The following is a 15,975-nucleotide window of genomic DNA, read 5'->3' as shown; positions in this document are numbered from 1 at the left end:
TCATGCGCGGCATTCATAAGCCTTAGCCGCTATGGCCGGCCAGTGCAGTTCGCGTGAGTCGGCCACCAGTCCTGCAGCACCGGAACCGGCCGCCCGCCGTCGATGTGCGCGCGCCAGCTGTACGGGTGTGAACGTCAGTCCCGCGCCCGCCAGCGCGGCGCTCAGGATCTGCTGCGTATTGTTGAAGGTGTACTGGTCCTCCACGCGCAGCGGCTGCACATGGCCGCCTTTGAGGCGCAGTTCCCTCGGAAAGCGCGCGCCGCTGGTGGCCCGCCGCGTCGTGACGCAGTCGTGCTAAAGCAGGTCGGCGGCCTTGCGCGGTATGGCGTGGCGCTCGAAGTAGGCCGGCGAGATGCGAACCGCCACCATGTCCTTGGCCACCTGCACGCCGGCGCGCACACCTAAGTCGTAGCGCTCGGCCACGATGTCGGTCATGCGGTAGCTGCCGTTGATCTACAGGCAAATGTCCGGCCAGGCCGCAAGCAACAGGCGGAGCCCGGGCCAGAGCAGGGTCTGCGCCACGAAGTCCACCGCCACGAATGTGAGGAACTGGCTGAGTTGGTTGCTGGGTATCGATGGCATTTTTCCGGGGTGGAGGGGGTTTGAGCCGCAGGCTGCGGCGGATTGGGGTTTAGGAGGGCACGCGGCGTTCGTTTGATTCATGCTTCGAAGCTTTCCTTCGCGGATTTGCGCGAGCATTCAGATTCGGAAGCGCCTATTTGGGTGGCTGTCTGCTTGGATCCTGCCCACGTACTGCCGTGACTAAGGCTGTCGTTTAGCGTGCGCTAGACCACGTTTCAACCGGACGGGTTGAACCAATATCCCACTGCCGCCGATCCCAGCTTCGTCGACAAGTAGCAGAATGCAAGCGATGGAAGGCAAAAGTAAATGAGCGAATCAAATTCGAGCTACGACCGCTTGTATCCACAGCAGCACGTACTAAAAGATGAAGTGGTGCTAGCGCAAGCTTGGAAGAAGACGCACACGTTTATCCGTCGGCAAAATTGGTACGCGGACACGTTGGAATTAGATGTTTCAGCAGTCTGCCTGCCAGCCTTACTATCGGAATGGTCGGACGCGCTTTCGAGCGGCACCTACTCCCCAAAACCGGCGTGGCTAGTCCCTGCGCCAAAGAACGGAATGTGGAACTTTTCCTCAACCACGGAAGGCGGCTGGGGACCGGTTCTCAAAAAAGGTGAAGGCCAACCTGTTCTTCGGCCTTTAGCACACGTCGGAATAAGAGAACAGACTGTCGCAACAGCTGTAATGCTATGTTTAGCGGATTGCATCGAATCGGCGCAGGGCGACACATCTCTTCCTGCCATTCAAGCTGCAAATAAACGCGTCTTTAGCTACGGAAACCGTCTCTTCTGCAACTGGAGTGATGACCACTCAATTGCACGGTTTCCGTGGGGCAACTCAAATACATATAGCCGATACTTTCAAGACTATCAAAACTTTGTCGCCCGCCCATTAGCGCTTGCCATCGAAGCTGAATCTAGCGGCGCCACCAATGTCTTCATTGTCAGCTTGGACGTTAGTGCTTTTTTTGACAACGTGAACATCAAGCTTCTAGTCAATAAGCTTGAAGACGAATATCACGAATTTCAATCTGCTACTCCCAATTCAAAAGAAGCCAATTCTCGCTTCTGGAGAACAGCAGAAAAATCGCTGACTTTTCGTTGGCGCGACGAAGACAAGGCGTTAGCACCCTTGCTGCGTGACCAAACTCTTCCGTCCGGGCTTCCCCAAGGTCTCGTAGCGAGTGGGTTCTTTGCCAACGCATACCTACTAGAATTTGACCGTGCAATAGGAAATTCGATTGGAAAAGAAACCGCTGGGAGAAGTTTCATCGTGCACGACTACTGTCGATATGTAGATGACCTACGTCTAGTTATTTCTTTACCGACTGACGAAAATTTAGATGAATTTAGAGTAAGCGCGGAAGTGAGCGCTTGGGTTCAGAAGCACCTAAAGAAAAATACCACCCTCGTTAATGAACCCGATGCATATTTGAGGTTAAATTTAGAAAAAACTCAAATGGAAAGCTTAAAAGAGGTCGGGGGCGATTCGCGGACGACTTTGCGAATGAAAACCTTGCAGCATCAACTTAGCGGCCCTTTTGATCTTGATACCCTAAGACATGCTGAGGCAGGCCTGAATGGACTTCTTTCTCTCGCTGAATTAGGACTAATAGATGAAACAACATCGCTGGGTCAAGATAAAGGTTTACGGCTTGCGACGGTAGCAAAGACTAAGCTCGAGGTGCGCGATGACACATTGACACGCTTCTCCGCATACCGATTGACCCGATCACTTCGAATGAGGCGGAGTATCACAGATATCACGGAAACAAGTGTGGATGGCTCTGTAAAAGAAAGCCTTATTCATGATTTCCAAGCTGCCGCCAGGCGTTTAGTTGCGGCTTGGGCTGTCAACCCGTCATTGGTTCAGGTATTGCGCTACGCGCTTGATCTATTCCCTAGCACTGAACTCCTAGATTACATAAAAGAGGCACTATTGAGGAAGGTAGCACCCTGCTCTACTGGAAATGAGTATGAAAGACGCGTCGCCTATTATGTCCTGACTGATATCTTCAAAGCGGGCGCCACAGAAACAGGGAGAAGAGCCACCGAAGATCCAAGCTTCAAAGTATCGGATGTTGATGCATATCGAGCAGATCTGGCGATGCTCGCCTTGGAGATTCTGGAATCTCGATAACGTACCGTGGTACGTGAGGCAGCAAGCAAGCATTTTTATGGCCGCAGTTTCTCATCGAAATTCCGCTGTTACCTATGGCAACGAACTAAAACTTCATCGAGTGTTGGAGGCTTATATCAAAGCCGTACCCAGCCAAGAAGAAGTTAGCATTGATGAGGAATTGGCTGTATCGTTAGTCGGTCATCAGCTTCTTGGAGACGTAACGCACTACAACCTCTGGTTCGAGCGTTTTCTCAAAGGCAGAGAAAAATCCATAATTGCGCAGGCTTGGAGAGTTATTGCCGAGACGAATCCTGAACTTTTTTCATCTCTGCACAACTCCAGAGCGAATAAATCGAAAGGTGTAGCCGACCGGATTCCAGGTTACCTTTTAAAGTACTGGGAAGCGAGATCGCGCCAAACAGAAACTCTTGAAACGGGCCGCTGGATTCCTCTTCTTCATGTAATTGGCCGTAAGCTTCCACATTTTTCTCAGGAAAATAGCCTCCTAAAGCTTGCTTCAAAGCTGGCCTCATTAAAGCTATCGGCGGTTCTGACGCCCGAACTACTCAACCCTCTTAATATCGAAATCCGTAGTGCGGATTGGTCGCTATTGAATGACCCTCGCTCTGAGAATTTTGAATTGAGGGCATCTCCTATTTCGAGAGCGAGAGACCGCCTTTATGAAACTCCCTCATGGTGCAAAGGCGAGAGCGCATGGATGTATGCAATCGGTCGGGTTTTGCGCGCTGCAGCGACTGGGGAGCCTGATTTCACTGTTCGCCAATGGTTGATAAAAGAGGACGCGCACTGGTATTTGGGGCTGCGAAGTACCTGGCACAAACGCCGAATCGGCATGACACACAGTGCCGAAGCCTTAAGAGGAACCAGTTCAGCAATTACGCCGTGGTTCTCGGATTTACTTCTTATCCTTCTTCGATGGCCTGGCGTCTCAGGAAATAATGAGTCGAGCGCTGCGAACGTCAAAAATCGCCGTGAATTAACCCAACATTTAAAAGTCCGCCTTGAGCTGCAGAAAAGCATTTTTGGCAAAAGCAGCGATCTGCCGATCTATCGATATCCTGTCATTTGGCCTCTTAATCGTGAAAGGGGGCTCAGGGTCGCAATGGTGCAGGGGCTGATGCCGTTACACGCAGATTTTTCGGGTGGATTGGAGGCATTCAATGCCCCAGGATACAGGGAGAAACACCGAAATCACACTGCGGCGCTACTCCATCTGGGCAGCAAACACCTTGCCGTGCGCGACTACGTTCTTGGAACTGCCGGCAAACCGCACTTCGACCTTGTAGTTTTTCCCGAACTCACCATTCATGTTGATGATCAAGACCTAATGCGGGCATTTTCCGACTCGACGGGCGCTATGCTTTTTTACGGGCTTATTGGGGCCAAAGATCCTACCACTCTTCAATACGTAAACGCGGCCAGATGGTTAGTTCCACAACGCAGATCAGGTCGCAGGTCTTGGATTGAGGTCGATCAGGGAAAATATTACCTGACGCCTGAAGAGCCAGTACTTGGAATTCACTCGTGGCGCCCTTACCAAGTTGTCGTTGAAGTTCACTCGGAGTTGGAGCCAAATTCGCAACCGTACCGAATTACTGGCTCCATATGCTTTGATGCAACCGATTTAGCGCTCGCCGCTGACCTGCGTAATGAAAGCCACTTGTACGTGGTAGCGGCAATGAATAAGGATGTTAAAACCTTTGATGGGATGATCGCGGCTTTGCGATATCACATGTACCAACATATTTTGATTGCTAATGTCGGCGAGTGGGGCGGGTCGACAGCTCAGGCCCCATATGACAAAGAGCATCGCCGCTTGATCTCTCATGCGCACGGCTCACATCAACTCGCCGTATCGGTTTTCGATGTACGGATAGATGATTTCGGCCCTGAACTAAAGGCTGCGGGCGCAGGGTCCAAAATTCCTAAGGCGGTCACAGAGCGTATCGGAAAATCGCCTCCAGCGGGTCTGGCCCGAAAAGGTGCGACTTAGGTTGCTTATCTGAAAAATACCCCCTTATTTCTATATTATTTTATGCTTGTCTGCAATATTTTTAACAGGATTTTGTGACCGCGCACTGACCCATAGAAAATAAATATCCGATTAATCAGAAAATTGGCACGTTAATTTTCATCTAAATTTCTTATTATTAAATATCCTTTTTTGACCTTTGCCGTCTACTCTTGCAAACGTGTTTCGCTTTCAAGTCGCCTCTGCTCTTTAGTTGCCAATGCCCGTTTTCCAGCATTGGACGCCTGTGGATGCGCATGCCCCGCGCATAGCGCTGCAATTTCTCCAAGTTGCTCAGAAGGTCGTTTCGCTATTTCAATAGCAATTGCTTCAGCAATGAAAAAATTGCCATGCAACGCCAATTCCCGCAATAAATCCAAATCAGCCAGATCCAGCGACGGAATAAGCTGCACAGCAATATCGTCGTCTTCTGAAGATGCGAGCAATTGCCGAATCAGCGCCGTCAGGTTTTTCTGATCCGGGGCCGAAGGGGAAATTCGCGGATGGAAATCCTCCACATCACATTCCCCGGAGCGGGCTTTCTTGGTCGCCTCAAGAAACTCTTCGACCGACGCGAAAACCACGCGCGTGTCGCCATCGTGATTCAGGTACAGCACCGCGCCAGCCAGCGGCTCGGCCGTCAACAACACATGGTGGTTGCTGGTGCCGGGGTCGTCCAAAACGAACCCTCCAAGCAGCTTGAGCGTCGGGTGCGAGCGCATGGCTTCGTTCCACCTGACGACGTCAGCGCCGGCCAACAGCGCGGTGCCTTCGAAGTCGTCGCGTTCGATCCGCTCGATGTACGCCTGAAGTGCTTGCTGACCGGTCGGCTTTTCAAAAAGCTCTCTCATCGATTCCCTCCCAAGTGTGTTCATGACAGCGCTGGAGCAAACCCCTGAGCGTCTGGTGCCGGGCGATCGTACCCATCTGCATCCTCTTCGCGTTGAACCACTTGCCGCAATTTTCAAATGACAGGCCGCGACCCGCAGCCCGTCAAACCAGCCTTTATTTACCGACCGGTTCAGGCGCCTTCGCCCGCGCCTTCTCACTCAACTGAAACAGCTCCCCGGCCTTGCGCGCCAGTTCAGCCGCAAGCCACAGCAGGTTGTCCAGTTGCCTGGGCCCTTCACCGCTGCACCAGTCGATGTCTTCCCCGTGGCAGACCCACAGCAGGGCTTCGAGTTGGGAGAGTGTGTTTTCCAGCAGGTCCGTCGCGTCGGGCGTGGTGCCGTCAGCGGAAGTCGGAGGGGAAGTTGGGGACGCAGGGGCCCCGGCTATAGTCTTGGTAGCCATTTTTGTGCGGTCCTTTAGAGGGTTAGTGCACGTCTTTGGTTAGACGGTCGGGGTGTTTCCGCACCCCGGCCGTCGCCTTTTGATACCTCGCATCTGCATCAGTGCTTGTTCAGCACCGACAACCCGCAGCGAGGCACGCGGTCTTCAGCCTGTCGTTCTTCCGGTGGTTGTACGTAGCTCCTTGCGCCCTTGGCGAGGCGTTGAGTGGCAGGGGCATTCACTGTAGATAACGGCGCCCGATGTGCAGGCATTTCGTGCCGCACTCAAACGCGATTCACGCCAACAAATGCAGCTTCCGCCGCGTGCCGTGTCGGCATGCCGCATCGCCCATGGCCGAACGCACCGGCACGACCGACACGACTGGCACGACTGATGCGTAGAGCGCTGCGGAACTGTCACACGCGTTGCATACGCTCTGTGCCTCTCCGCAACACCGCACCGCAACGCACAACAACAAGGAACGCATGCAACGCCGTCTCGTCCTTCTCACCCCCATGGCCGCCGCGCTGGTCGCCGCTGGCTGCGCCAGTCTTTCTTCGGCCAAGGGCCCGACATTGGCCGCCGGCCATTGGGACGCCTTCAACCGCGCGCAAATCGAAGGGCTGCTCGCCAGCCAGGGCAAGGGCAGCGCGGGCTACAACGCCGCCAAGCCGCCGTACGTGGTGTTCGACTGGGACAACACCAGCGTGTTTCTGGACATCGAAGAGGCCTCGCTGATCTATCAGCTGGAGAACCTGGTCTTCGGCGCCACGCCGGCGCAGCTTGACGTGGCGCTGCGCAAGAACATTCCCAAGAAAGACTTTCTGCCCGCGTTCAACAACGCCGCCGGCAAGCCGGTGAACATCGATTTGCTGGTGCCCGACATCGTCGCCAGCTACACGTGGCTGTACCAGAACTACAAGGGCCTGAAGGGCACGCAGTCGCTGGCGGTGGTGGCCATGAGCCCGCACTACGGCGCATTCATCACCAAGGTGCGCTACCTGTACGAGGCCATCGGCGACACCTTCGATCACGACACGGCCTACCCCTGGGTAACGTACCTGTTCGTCGGCATGACCGAGCCGCAGGTGCGCAAGCTCACGGCGGACACGGTGGCGTGGCAGCTGAAAGAGCCGATCACCAAGGTCAAGTGGACATCGCCCACCGCACTGCCGGGCCGCGCGGGCGTGGTGTCGGTGAGCTGGAAGAACGGCCTGCGCCTGCAGCCTGAAATGCAGGAGCTGTATGCGGCGTTTCGCAACGCGGGCTTCGACGTGTGGGTGTGCTCGGCATCGTTCGTCGATGTGATCAAGGAGATTTCTTCGAACCCCGCCTTCGGCTACAACAACCCGCCGGAGCGCGTGCTTGCAATGGAGCTAGAGCGCGATGCCAACGGCGTGATTCAGCCCGAGTTCCGCCGTGGCTACGACCAGACGCAGGGGCCGGGCAAGACGAAAAACATTCAGCGCTTTCTAGTCGCCAGGTACGGCTACGGCCCGAGCTTTGTGGCCGGCGACAGCGAGGGCGACCAGAACATGATGGCCGACTTTGCGGACACCAAGAAGGTGCTGATCGTCAACCGCCTGCGCGACCCGAAGACGGACATCGGCAAGTTCTCGGCCATGGCCGTGCAGAGCTACGGCAAGGCCGACACGCGCTATCTGCTGCAGGGGCGCGATGACAACACGGGCGCTTGGGTGGCCTCTCAGTTGCACACGCCGTTGGGCGCGTCGGCGGGCAAGGCGCTGAAGTAGCGGGCGGGCCCGTCGGGCTCGGCCGCGCTTCAGAAGCGGCTCAAGCGCGTTTCAGGCGCGCTTCAGTTGCCGCAGCCCTACGGGTTCTTCGCCACCACCGGCTTCACCGTTTCGCGCACCTTGGCCACCTGCGCGGCCGTTACGGCGTCGCCCTGGTTGCCCCAGCTGGAGCGCGCAAAGCTCAGCACGCTGGCCACGTCGGCATCTGTCAGGCGCCAGCCGAAGTCGGGCATGGCGATGGGCGACGGGGCCTTGGCGGTGCTGGGCATCGCCGAGCCAGCGAGCACCAGGCGAATGAGCGAGGTCGGGTCTTTCGCGTTCACCACGCTGTTGCCGGCCAGCGCCGGAAAGGTCTTGTCCGCGCCGGTGCCGTCGGAGCGGTGGCAGGCGTTGCAGTTGTTCAGGTAGACCATGGCGCCGCTGTTGCCCTCGACAGTGCCGTTGCGCAGCGCCAGCGCGGTCGGGTGCTGGGGCGCTGCCGCAACCAGTGATGCGGGCGACGGTTTGCCTTGCTGCTCACCGTCCTTCGCGCCCAGTGATTGCAGGTACACGGCCACCGCTTGCAGGTCCTGCGTGGACATGTGCTGCGTGCTGTTCTGCACCACATCAACCATGGCGCCGAACGCGGCGGTGTGGCTGGTGCGACCGGTCTGCAGGTACTGCACGATGTCTTCGGACGACCACTGCGCCATGCTCGGGCGGTCGGTGTGGCGCAGCGGTTGCGCATACCAGCCGTCGATGATGGCGCCCGACAGAAACACCTCGCCCTTCTTGTCGCTGGCCGCCTTCACGCCGCCCAGCATGCTGCGCGGCGTGTGGCAGTCGCCGCAGTGGCCCAGGCCCTGCACCAGGTAGGCGCCGCGGTTCCATTCGGCGCTGCGCGCGGTGTCGGGCTGGTACACGCCCTTGTCTAGGTAGAGCCAGTTCCAGCCGATCATCAGGCTGCGCATGCTGAAGGGCCAAGGCAGGTCGGTGGCGGGCGGCTTTTGCGCGACGGGCTGCACGCCGTTGCGGAAGAAGGTGAACAGCGCATGCATGTCTTCGTCGTTCACGCGAGCGAACGACGGGTACGGCATGGCGGGGTACAGGCGGTGGCCGTCGCGGGCCACGCCTTCGCGCAAGGCGCGAGCGAACTCGGCCTCGGTGTAGGCGCCGATGCCTGCTTGCGGATCGGGCGATATGTTGGTCGACACGATGGTGCCGAACGGCGTTTTCATCGGCAGGCCGCCGCCGAACGCGGGCTTGCCCGGGGCGGTGTGGCAGCTGACGCAGTCGCCGGCGCGGGCGAGGTAACGGCCGCGTTCGAGTACCGGGTCTGCTGGTGCAGCGGGGGCGGTGGCCGGCGTTGCGCTGGCCACAGGTGCCGGCACCGGTGCTTCTGCTTTTTGCGCCACGGCCCATGCCCCTGCACACAGCAACACCACGGCCGCAGCCACGCCGCCATACAGGCGTCGCGCGCTCATGCCAGCGCTCCCGGGTTCTTCAGGTACTGCTCGCGAATGGCCTTGGCAGACCAGTAGGCCAGCGCGCCCACCATGCCGGTCGGGTTGTAGCCAAAGTTCTGCGGAAAGGCGCTGGCGCCCATCACGAACACATTGGGCACGTCCCACACCTGCAGAAAGCGGTTGACGGCGCTGGTGGTGGGGTCGGTGCCCATCGGCGCGCCGCCGGTGTTGTGGGTGGACTGGTAGAAGCGCACGTCGTAGTGGGCGTCGGGCTTCTGAAAGTTGAGCTTCATCTGCTTGGGCCCCATGGCCTTGGCGATCTGCTCGACCTTGGTGCCGATGAACTGGGTCATGGCCAGGTCGTTGGCCTTCCAGTCGAAGGTCATGCGCAGCAGGGGCTGGCCGTGCACGTCTTTGTAGGTCGGGTCCAGGTCGAGGTAGTTGTCGCGGTAGGCCATTACCGAGCCCTGGCTGCCCACGCTGGCCTGGTACAGGTAGTTCTCTTTCACGGCCTTCTTCCAGCCCGCGCCCCATGCGGGCGCGCCGGGCGGCAGGCTCATCTGCTGAATGGGGCGGCCACCGGTGTTGATGGCGTTGATGGTCGCGCCGCCGACAAAGCCGAGCGGGCCGTGGTCGAAGTTGTCACCGTCGAAGTCGTCGATCACCGAGCCGCTGGCGCCAGCGCCCACGAAGGGGTTCATGGGCTGGTCTTTGTCGAAGAACAGGCTGGCGCCGCCGTTGAGCTGATAGGCGTAGTTGCGGCCCACCACGCCCTGCCCTGTGGCGGGGTCGTACTTCTGGCCGATGTTCGACAGCAGCAGCAGGCGCACGTTGTGGAACTGGTAGGCGCACAGCACGACCAGGTCCGCCGGTTGCTCGACCTCGTTGCCTTCGGCATCGATGTAGGTCACGCCGGTGGCGCGCTTGCCGTCGGGCGACATGTTCACGCGCAGCACATGCGACTTGGTGCGCAGCTCGAAGTTGGGCCGCTTCATCAGCACCGGCAGCAGCGTGGTCTGCGGCGAGGCTTTGGAGTACATGTAGCAGCCGTACCGCTCGCAGAAGCCGCAGAAGTTGCATGGCCCCAGTTGCGCGCCGTGCGGGTTGGTGTACGCACGCGATGCGTTGGCGGCGGCTTGCGGGAACGGGTGGTAGCCGAGCTCGCGTGCGGCTTTTTCGAACAGCCTGGCGCTGTTGACGGAGGCCAGCGGCGGCAGCGGAAATTCGTTGGCGCGCGCGCCTTCGAAGGGGTTGCCGCCGACCTGGATCTTGCCGCCGATGTTGCCGGCCTTGCCCGATGTGCCGCAGATTTTTTCGAACTGGTCGAAGTGCGGTTCCAGCTCTTCGTAGCTCACGCCGAAGTCTTGAATGGTCATGCCGTCGGGTATGAACTTCTTGCCGTAGCGCTCTTCGTAGGTGCTGCGAATGCGCAGGTCGCTGGGCAGCGGGCGCCAGTGGTGGCCGTTCCAGTGCACGCCCGCGCCGCCCACGCCGTCGCCGGGCAGAAAGGACGCGAGCTGGCGGTACGGCACGGCGGTTTCCATCGGCGTGTGGCGGATGGTGACGGTCTCGCGCGAGAGGTTCTGAAACAGCTTGCCGCGGATGCCGTAGCTCAGCTCGTCGGTGATGCGCGGGTAAGCAAAGTCGGGTTGGGTGTCGCGGTTTTCGCCGCGTTCCAGTGCCAGCACGTTCAGGCCTGCGCTGGTGAGCTCCATGCCCATGATGGCGCCGGTCCAGCCGAAGCCGACCAGCACGGCGTCGACGCTGGGTTTCTTGATGTTGGCCATGGTGTGTTCCCTGTTCTCGCCTTCAGCCCTGCGGGCCGGCGATGCTCACCGGCGGCAGGTTGTACTTGACGCCGGGGCGGTCCACCCAGTCGGCGTAGTCGGCGCGCGCGCCGGGAAAGCCGATCATCTTCCACGCCGCGGCGTTCTTGTTGCCACCGTGGATGGGGTCGCTGAAGTAGCCCTCCTTGGTGTTCTGCAGCAGAAAGCCGAAGAAGTCTGTAGCGCCCACGCCGTCGAGCGTGATGCTGCCGCCCTCCAGGCCCTTGAGCACATCGTCTTGCTGCGCGGTGGTGAGCTGCGCGAAGGGCTTGTCGGCAAACTGTTTGCGGCAGTAGGCATCGACCGCCGTGATGCCTGCGCGATACACCTCGCGCGGCGGCATTTTCTTCTGATAGCCGAAGAGCGGCGACACCTCCACGAAAGGGCCCTGCATGTACCAGGTGGCCGCATGGCCGAAGGCGCCTTCCATCTGCCGGTCGATGAACTCGGGCACGCCGGCCTCGATAGCACCGGGGCCTGCGTCGTCGGACGGAATCAGCCGCGCCACCGCGGCCTGCACGAAGGTCCATTCGGTGGCGTTGAAGTACACGGGGGTGTAAGGAGTGGCGGGGCTGGCTGCGAGGGCTGGCGCCGGTGCGTTGGCCTGGGCCAGCGCGGCGCCGGTGACACCACCTGCACTGAACGCGGTGGCCGCGGGCACGATGGCGATGGACCGGCGCAGAAAGCTGCGGCGGTCGGAATGCGAGACGTCTTTCATCGCGTTGTGTGCGGCAATGGGCCGCGTGTTGTTGTGCGAACCTTCATCATCGCGATGCCACGTGCACAGTCTTGTAGGAAAGTGTCCTGCCTATGATGGAAGCAGCGCGGCGCCTTTCAAAAGGCTTTCAAACAAACGACCCGAAGGAGACAAGATGACTGCCACCCCCATCGCAAACCCCACCGCAACACGCTACCCGCTGGCCGAGCTGAAGGACCTGCCCGAAGACATTCGCACCGCCATCCTGGCCGTGCAGGAGAAGGCCGGCTTCGTGCCCAACGTGTTCCTGGGCCTGGCGCGCCGCCCGGCCGAGTGGCGTGCCTTCTTCGCGTACCACGATGCGTTGATGCTGAAGGAGGAAGGCTCGCTCACCAAGGGTGACCGCGAGATGATCGTCACGACGACCAGCGCGGCCAACCAGTGTCTTTACTGCGTGGTGGCGCACGGTGCGTTGTTGCGCATCTACGAGAAGAAGCCGTTGGTGGCGGACCAGGTGGCGATCAACTACCGCAAGGCGGACATCACGCCGCGTCAGCGCGCGATGCTCGACTTTGCGATGAAGGTGTGCGACCGTTCCCACGAAATCGACGACACCGACTTTCCGCCGTTGCACGCACACGGGTTCGACGATGAGGACATTTGGGACATCGCAGCGATTACGGCTTTCTTCGGTCTCAGCAATCGGCTGGCCAGCTTCAGTGGCATGCAGCCGAACAACGAATTCTTTCTCATGGGGCGGGTGGCGCGCGAGAAGAAGTAACTGCCCGGGGTGCGGGTTCGGGGTCAGTTCGGGGCGCGTGCACAGGCCGCTGGGTACTCCCCTCCGCGAATGTCCCCCGGGCTTCGCCCTCCTCCTTTATTTCGCTGCGGGGAGCACCCGACGCCCTGTTCACGTGGACACGCTCTGCGGTGATCGCGCGATCAACAACTGCTCTGTCCAACGCTCACGTCGATGGGGTGCCTTGCGCAGCGAAATAAAGGAGGAGGGGCGAAGCCCCGGGGGACATTCGCGGAGCAAGGTACCCCGTCGGCGTGAGTGTCGCCCTGAACTGAACAACAGCGCCCAACAAGCTCAGAGAAGCTCAGCCTTTGGCGCGACAGGAAGCCAATGCATCCAACGCCGGCTTGTAGGTCGGCGTGGTTACGTCCATCACGCCCAGCACCGTGTGGTACAGGTTGTCATGCGTCAACGGCGCATCCAGCCCCGCCTCCATGCACGAACGCGACAGCTTGCGCCGCTCGCTCATGCCGTCGCTGAACCAGGTGACCATCGGCACATGCTTCTGTGCCTCGGGCGCGAAGCTGTACGGCACACCGTGCAGAAACAGACCGTACTCACCCAGCGACTCACCATGGTCGCTCACGTACAGCAACGCCGGGTCGTAAGTCTTGGACTGACCCTTGAGCCAATCGATCGTCTCGCCAAGGAAACGGTCCGTCTGCACGATCGAGTTGTCGTACACGTTCATCAGCTCCGCATGACCGCACTCCGCCAACGCATTCGTCTTGCACTCCGGCTGAAAACGCTTCACATCAGGCGCCGACCGCTTGTAGTACGCCGGACCATGGCTGCCCATCTGGTGCATCACCAACACGATGCCCTTGGCACGGCGCTCGGCCGGCAACGCGGCAATGCGCTCGTCCAGGTTCTTCAGCATCACGTCGTCCAGACACTCGTCGCCATCGCACAGCGCCTTCTTGGTCGCAGCGTCCAGACCGTCGAACGCCGAGGCGTTCGGAATGCGCACGCACACGCCCTTGCAACCGGCCTGGTTGTCCAGCCAGAACACCGCCAGCCCTGCGGCCTGCAGCACGTCGACCAGCGTTTCGTAATCGTCCTTGCGCGACTCGTAACCCTGCTTGCCCAACGGCGAGAACATGCACGGCACCGAGGCCAGCGTGTTGGTGCCGCAGGAATGCACGTCGCGGTAGCTCAGCACGCCGCGCTTGGCCAGCTCCGGCGTGGTGTCGCGCGCATAGCCGTTCAGCGCGAAGTGGTCGGCGCGTGCGGTTTCGCCCACCACCAGCACGAACAACGGCGGCTTGGTCTGCGCCGCGTAGCTGGTGCCCAGCGCAGTGCCGGCGGTGATGGGAATGAGCTTGCCGCTGCGCTTGAACAAGGGCTTGATGACCAGCGAGCCGGTGGAGTACAGCGTCGCGATGGGGTTCATCATGTAGCGCAGGTGCACGTTGTTGCGCATCAGCGGCGCAAGCTGCCGGTTCATGGCCACGGCCGTGACCAGGGCCACCACGGCGGCCAGCAGCAGCAGCGCCGCATTGCGCCACAGCTTGGACAGCACATGCATGCGCGTGATGCGCACCCGCCACAGCGCCCAGCCGGCCGGCAGCGCAACGGCCAGCACGTTGAAGGCCATGCGCCAGCTCACCAGGTCGCGCGCCTCGTTGGGGTCGGTCTGCAGCGCGTTGGCGATCATGGTGGGGTCCATGACCACGCGGTACTCCAGCATGTAGTGCTGCACCACGGCGGCCAGCACCACCACGGCAAACCAAAGCGGCTTCATCCAGCGCGACCAGGCCGTGAACGACAGCATGGCGACCGTGCCGCACAGCGTGAGCAGGCTCATGGCCGCAATGGTCGGCAGGTAGGTGCTGGGGGCGCCACCGATGCGGGCCAGGTCGTTCCACAGCGGCCAGTTGGTGGTGAGCACGAGGTACAGGCTGAGCCACGCGACCACCACGGCGGCCGGGCGCGGTTGCGAAAGCCACAGGTTGAAACGCGCGAGCAAGGCGCCGGGGCCAGAAGCTTGTGGTGATGAGGGAGCCACGGACCCCGAGGGGCCCGCCCGCAGCAGGGGCGCGGGCGCGATTCGCGAAAAAGACATGAATCGAATGTAAGCAGTTCCCCTGAAGGGAGCCTGAATTCGCTGTTCAGTCCGGGTTCAGGGTGGGTGCCACCGGCCGGGCGCGCCGCCGCCCCACGAAAGCGCCCCTGACCAGCAGGCTCAGCGGCCGGCTCACGCCGCGCTCCACCAGAATGGACACCAGCGCCCCCAGCATCACCGCGCCCAGAATGTCCGAGGGAAAGTGCAGCCCCAGGAACACGCGGCTCCAGGCCACCAGCGCGGCCACCAGCAGCGCGGCGTGCATCGGGCCGCGCGAAGGCAGGCACCAGAGCGAAAAGGCCGCGGCAAAGGTGCCCGCCGCATGCAGGCTCGGAAAACCCGGCCGCACGCCCTGCGCCACCCACTGAATGCCCAGGCCGTAGAACGCAGGCCGCGGAATGGGCGCCAGCGTGCGAATCGCATGCACGACGAGCCACACGGCCAGCACGCTCACCAGCAGCGTGAACAGCGCATAGCGCCAGCGCCGGCTGAACAGCGCACATGCGCCCACGGCCAGCGTCAGCAGGGCCGGCAGAAGGTCGGAGGCGAACTCGGCGAAGCGCAGGGTCCAGGGCGCGACGGTGGGCGCCGCGTTCAGGAGCCCGAACAGTGCGAAATCAAGAGCCTGCATGGGCGGCGACGGGCCGGTTCAGCGCGCGCGGGCTGAAGCGCGTCACCAGCACGTCGATGGCGAAGCCGACCACCCAGCAGACCCAGGCCGTCCACAGCGTGTGGCTCATGTAGTGCGCGCCGCGCAGTTGCTGCGACACACCCAGTACAAACCCTGCCACCACGGCCACGCCCAGCCACACTGCCGCGGCGCGGGCGGAGACCCGGCGCAGCACGAAATACCCGCCCACATAGGCGAAGGCCGCCGATGCATGGCCCGCCGGAAAGCAGCCGCCGGGGCCGCCGTCGTTCACGCCCCACGACCAGTGCGACACATAGCGCGCCGCGCCGCCAAACTCCTGCAGGTCCCAGGGGCAGCTGGTCTGGCTCGCATGCTTGAGCATGCTCACTGCGATGACCGAGGCCAGCACCGTCAGGGCCAGCTGCGCACGGCCACCGGTGGTGAGCCGGCGCAAAAAGCCGAACGGCCAGCGAATGGTCACGAACAGGCCGATCACCAGCACCCAGCTCAGGTTGCGCGCGCCTTCATGCATCACGTGGACCATGAACGGGTTGGAGCGCAAGGGAAAACCCATGGGTGAGCCAGCCGCGCGGGCCAGCAACAGGTCCATGCCTGTCGTATCCCACACCATCAAAACAGCCAGAGCAACGAGGGTCAGAACCCCCAGACGAAAATTGGGCAGGCGTGTCATGTACCGAGGCAAGACTGAAAAACAGCCGCGAGCCTACGTTTTGGGAATGAACCCAGCCTG

Annotated in this window: 15 protein-coding genes; 4 read left to right on the top strand and 11 right to left on the bottom strand. The window is 60.7% G+C overall.

The window, feature by feature from the left end:
- From VLK31_RS18825 to VLK31_RS18815, 3 genes are all read right to left on the bottom strand, one after another.
- Complete coding sequence (locus VLK31_RS18825; RefSeq protein WP_409169950.1) at nt 1-219, bottom strand: hypothetical protein; 219 nt, start codon at nt 217-219, stop codon at nt 1-3.
- A 75-nt stretch (nt 220-294) separates the two neighbouring features.
- Nucleotides 295-435, bottom strand: coding sequence for a hypothetical protein (locus tag VLK31_RS18820; RefSeq protein ID WP_409169949.1), 141 nt, complete (start codon nt 433-435; stop codon nt 295-297).
- An 18-nt stretch (nt 436-453) separates the two neighbouring features.
- On the bottom strand, nt 454-582 hold the full coding sequence (locus VLK31_RS18815) for a hypothetical protein (RefSeq protein ID WP_409169948.1): 129 nt from the start codon (nt 580-582) through the stop codon (nt 454-456).
- 306 nt (nt 583-888) lie between these two features.
- Here VLK31_RS18815 and VLK31_RS18810 point away from each other — a divergent pair, with 306 nt between their 5' ends.
- Together VLK31_RS18810 and VLK31_RS18805 are read left to right on the top strand one after the other, a co-directional pair.
- Nucleotides 889-2,721 (top strand): RNA-directed DNA polymerase, encoded by a 1,833-nt coding sequence (locus VLK31_RS18810; protein WP_409169947.1) that lies wholly within the window; start codon nt 889-891, stop codon nt 2,719-2,721.
- Nucleotides 2,722-2,758: 37 nt separating this feature from the next.
- Nucleotides 2,759-4,717, top strand: a complete 1,959-nt coding sequence (locus tag VLK31_RS18805; RefSeq protein WP_409169946.1) for a hypothetical protein — start codon at nt 2,759-2,761, stop codon at nt 4,715-4,717.
- A gap of 185 nt (nt 4,718-4,902) precedes the next feature.
- On the opposite strand, the gene VLK31_RS18800 is transcribed toward VLK31_RS18805, so the two are convergent.
- Nucleotides 4,903-5,586, bottom strand: coding sequence for a hypothetical protein (locus VLK31_RS18800; protein WP_409169945.1), 684 nt, complete (start codon nt 5,584-5,586; stop codon nt 4,903-4,905).
- A 154-nt stretch (nt 5,587-5,740) separates the two neighbouring features.
- On the bottom strand, nt 5,741-6,028 hold the full coding sequence (locus tag VLK31_RS18795; protein WP_409169944.1) for a hypothetical protein: 288 nt from the start codon (nt 6,026-6,028) through the stop codon (nt 5,741-5,743).
- Between the two features lie 464 nt (nt 6,029-6,492).
- On the opposite strand from VLK31_RS18795, the gene VLK31_RS18790 reads away from it, so the two are divergent.
- On the top strand, nt 6,493-7,761 hold the full coding sequence (locus tag VLK31_RS18790; protein ID WP_409169943.1) for a haloacid dehalogenase-like hydrolase: 1,269 nt from the start codon (nt 6,493-6,495) through the stop codon (nt 7,759-7,761).
- Between the two features lie 77 nt (nt 7,762-7,838).
- Here the strand turns inward: VLK31_RS18790 and VLK31_RS18785 are convergent, their stop codons facing one another.
- Genes VLK31_RS18785 through VLK31_RS18775 form a run of 3 tightly spaced genes read right to left on the bottom strand, consistent with a single transcriptional unit; the run spans nt 7,839 to nt 11,750 of the window.
- Entirely contained in the window at nt 7,839-9,224 is a 1,386-nt protein-coding gene (locus tag VLK31_RS18785; protein ID WP_409169942.1) for a c-type cytochrome, read from the bottom strand.
- A complete protein-coding gene (locus tag VLK31_RS18780; protein ID WP_409169941.1) occupies nt 9,221-10,993 on the bottom strand; it encodes a GMC family oxidoreductase in 1,773 nt (590 codons plus the stop codon). Before VLK31_RS18780 ends, VLK31_RS18785 begins: the two co-directional genes overlap by 4 nt.
- Nucleotides 10,994-11,015: 22 nt before the next feature.
- Nucleotides 11,016-11,750, bottom strand: coding sequence for a gluconate 2-dehydrogenase subunit 3 family protein (locus VLK31_RS18775; protein WP_409169940.1), 735 nt, complete (start codon nt 11,748-11,750; stop codon nt 11,016-11,018).
- Nucleotides 11,751-11,904: 154 nt separating this feature from the next.
- On the opposite strand from VLK31_RS18775, the gene VLK31_RS18770 reads away from it, so the two are divergent.
- Nucleotides 11,905-12,510, top strand: a complete 606-nt coding sequence (locus tag VLK31_RS18770) for a peroxidase-related enzyme (protein ID WP_409169939.1) — start codon at nt 11,905-11,907, stop codon at nt 12,508-12,510.
- Between the two features lie 322 nt (nt 12,511-12,832).
- Here the strand turns inward: VLK31_RS18770 and VLK31_RS18765 are convergent, their stop codons facing one another.
- From VLK31_RS18765 to VLK31_RS18755, 3 genes are read right to left on the bottom strand one after another with little or no spacing between them, the layout of a single operon-like run.
- Complete coding sequence (locus tag VLK31_RS18765; RefSeq protein ID WP_409169938.1) at nt 12,833-14,593, bottom strand: phosphoethanolamine transferase; 1,761 nt, start codon at nt 14,591-14,593, stop codon at nt 12,833-12,835.
- 46 nt (nt 14,594-14,639) lie between these two features.
- Entirely contained in the window at nt 14,640-15,224 is a 585-nt protein-coding gene (locus tag VLK31_RS18760; RefSeq protein ID WP_409169937.1) for a phosphatase PAP2 family protein, read from the bottom strand.
- On the bottom strand, nt 15,211-15,834 hold the full coding sequence (locus VLK31_RS18755; RefSeq protein ID WP_409169936.1) for a phosphatase PAP2 family protein: 624 nt from the start codon (nt 15,832-15,834) through the stop codon (nt 15,211-15,213). Before VLK31_RS18755 ends, VLK31_RS18760 begins: the two co-directional genes overlap by 14 nt.
- Nucleotides 15,835-15,975: the final 141 nt, after the last annotated feature.

Origin of the sequence: Variovorax sp. H27-G14, assembly GCF_046156345.1 — a bacterium.
Taxonomy (GTDB): domain Bacteria; phylum Pseudomonadota; class Gammaproteobacteria; order Burkholderiales; family Burkholderiaceae_C; genus Variovorax.
Note: the sequence above shows the minus strand (reverse complement) of the source record. Positions and strands in the feature narration are given on the sequence as shown.

What these genes read in the sequence shown, in the direction of transcription:
- VLK31_RS18820 (WP_409169949.1), bottom strand. Translation starts at nt 435, where the DNA reads ATGACCGACATCGTGGCCGAGCGCTACGACTTAGGTGTGCGCGCCGGC.
- VLK31_RS18815 (WP_409169948.1), bottom strand. Translation starts at nt 582, where the DNA reads ATGCCATCGATACCCAGCAACCAACTCAGCCAGTTCCTCACATTCGTG.
- VLK31_RS18810 (WP_409169947.1), top strand. Translation starts at nt 889, where the DNA reads ATGAGCGAATCAAATTCGAGCTACGACCGCTTGTATCCACAGCAGCAC.
- VLK31_RS18805 (WP_409169946.1), top strand. Translation starts at nt 2,759, where the DNA reads ATGGCCGCAGTTTCTCATCGAAATTCCGCTGTTACCTATGGCAACGAA.
- VLK31_RS18800 (WP_409169945.1), bottom strand. Translation starts at nt 5,586, where the DNA reads ATGAGAGAGCTTTTTGAAAAGCCGACCGGTCAGCAAGCACTTCAGGCG.
- VLK31_RS18795 (WP_409169944.1), bottom strand. Translation starts at nt 6,028, where the DNA reads ATGGCTACCAAGACTATAGCCGGGGCCCCTGCGTCCCCAACTTCCCCT.
- VLK31_RS18790 (WP_409169943.1), top strand. Translation starts at nt 6,493, where the DNA reads ATGCAACGCCGTCTCGTCCTTCTCACCCCCATGGCCGCCGCGCTGGTC.
- VLK31_RS18785 (WP_409169942.1), bottom strand. Translation starts at nt 9,224, where the DNA reads ATGAGCGCGCGACGCCTGTATGGCGGCGTGGCTGCGGCCGTGGTGTTG.
- VLK31_RS18780 (WP_409169941.1), bottom strand. Translation starts at nt 10,993, where the DNA reads ATGGCCAACATCAAGAAACCCAGCGTCGACGCCGTGCTGGTCGGCTTC.
- VLK31_RS18775 (WP_409169940.1), bottom strand. Translation starts at nt 11,750, where the DNA reads ATGAAAGACGTCTCGCATTCCGACCGCCGCAGCTTTCTGCGCCGGTCC.
- VLK31_RS18770 (WP_409169939.1), top strand. Translation starts at nt 11,905, where the DNA reads ATGACTGCCACCCCCATCGCAAACCCCACCGCAACACGCTACCCGCTG.
- VLK31_RS18765 (WP_409169938.1), bottom strand. Translation starts at nt 14,593, where the DNA reads ATGTCTTTTTCGCGAATCGCGCCCGCGCCCCTGCTGCGGGCGGGCCCC.
- VLK31_RS18760 (WP_409169937.1), bottom strand. Translation starts at nt 15,224, where the DNA reads ATGCAGGCTCTTGATTTCGCACTGTTCGGGCTCCTGAACGCGGCGCCC.
- VLK31_RS18755 (WP_409169936.1), bottom strand. Translation starts at nt 15,834, where the DNA reads ATGGACCTGTTGCTGGCCCGCGCGGCTGGCTCACCCATGGGTTTTCCC.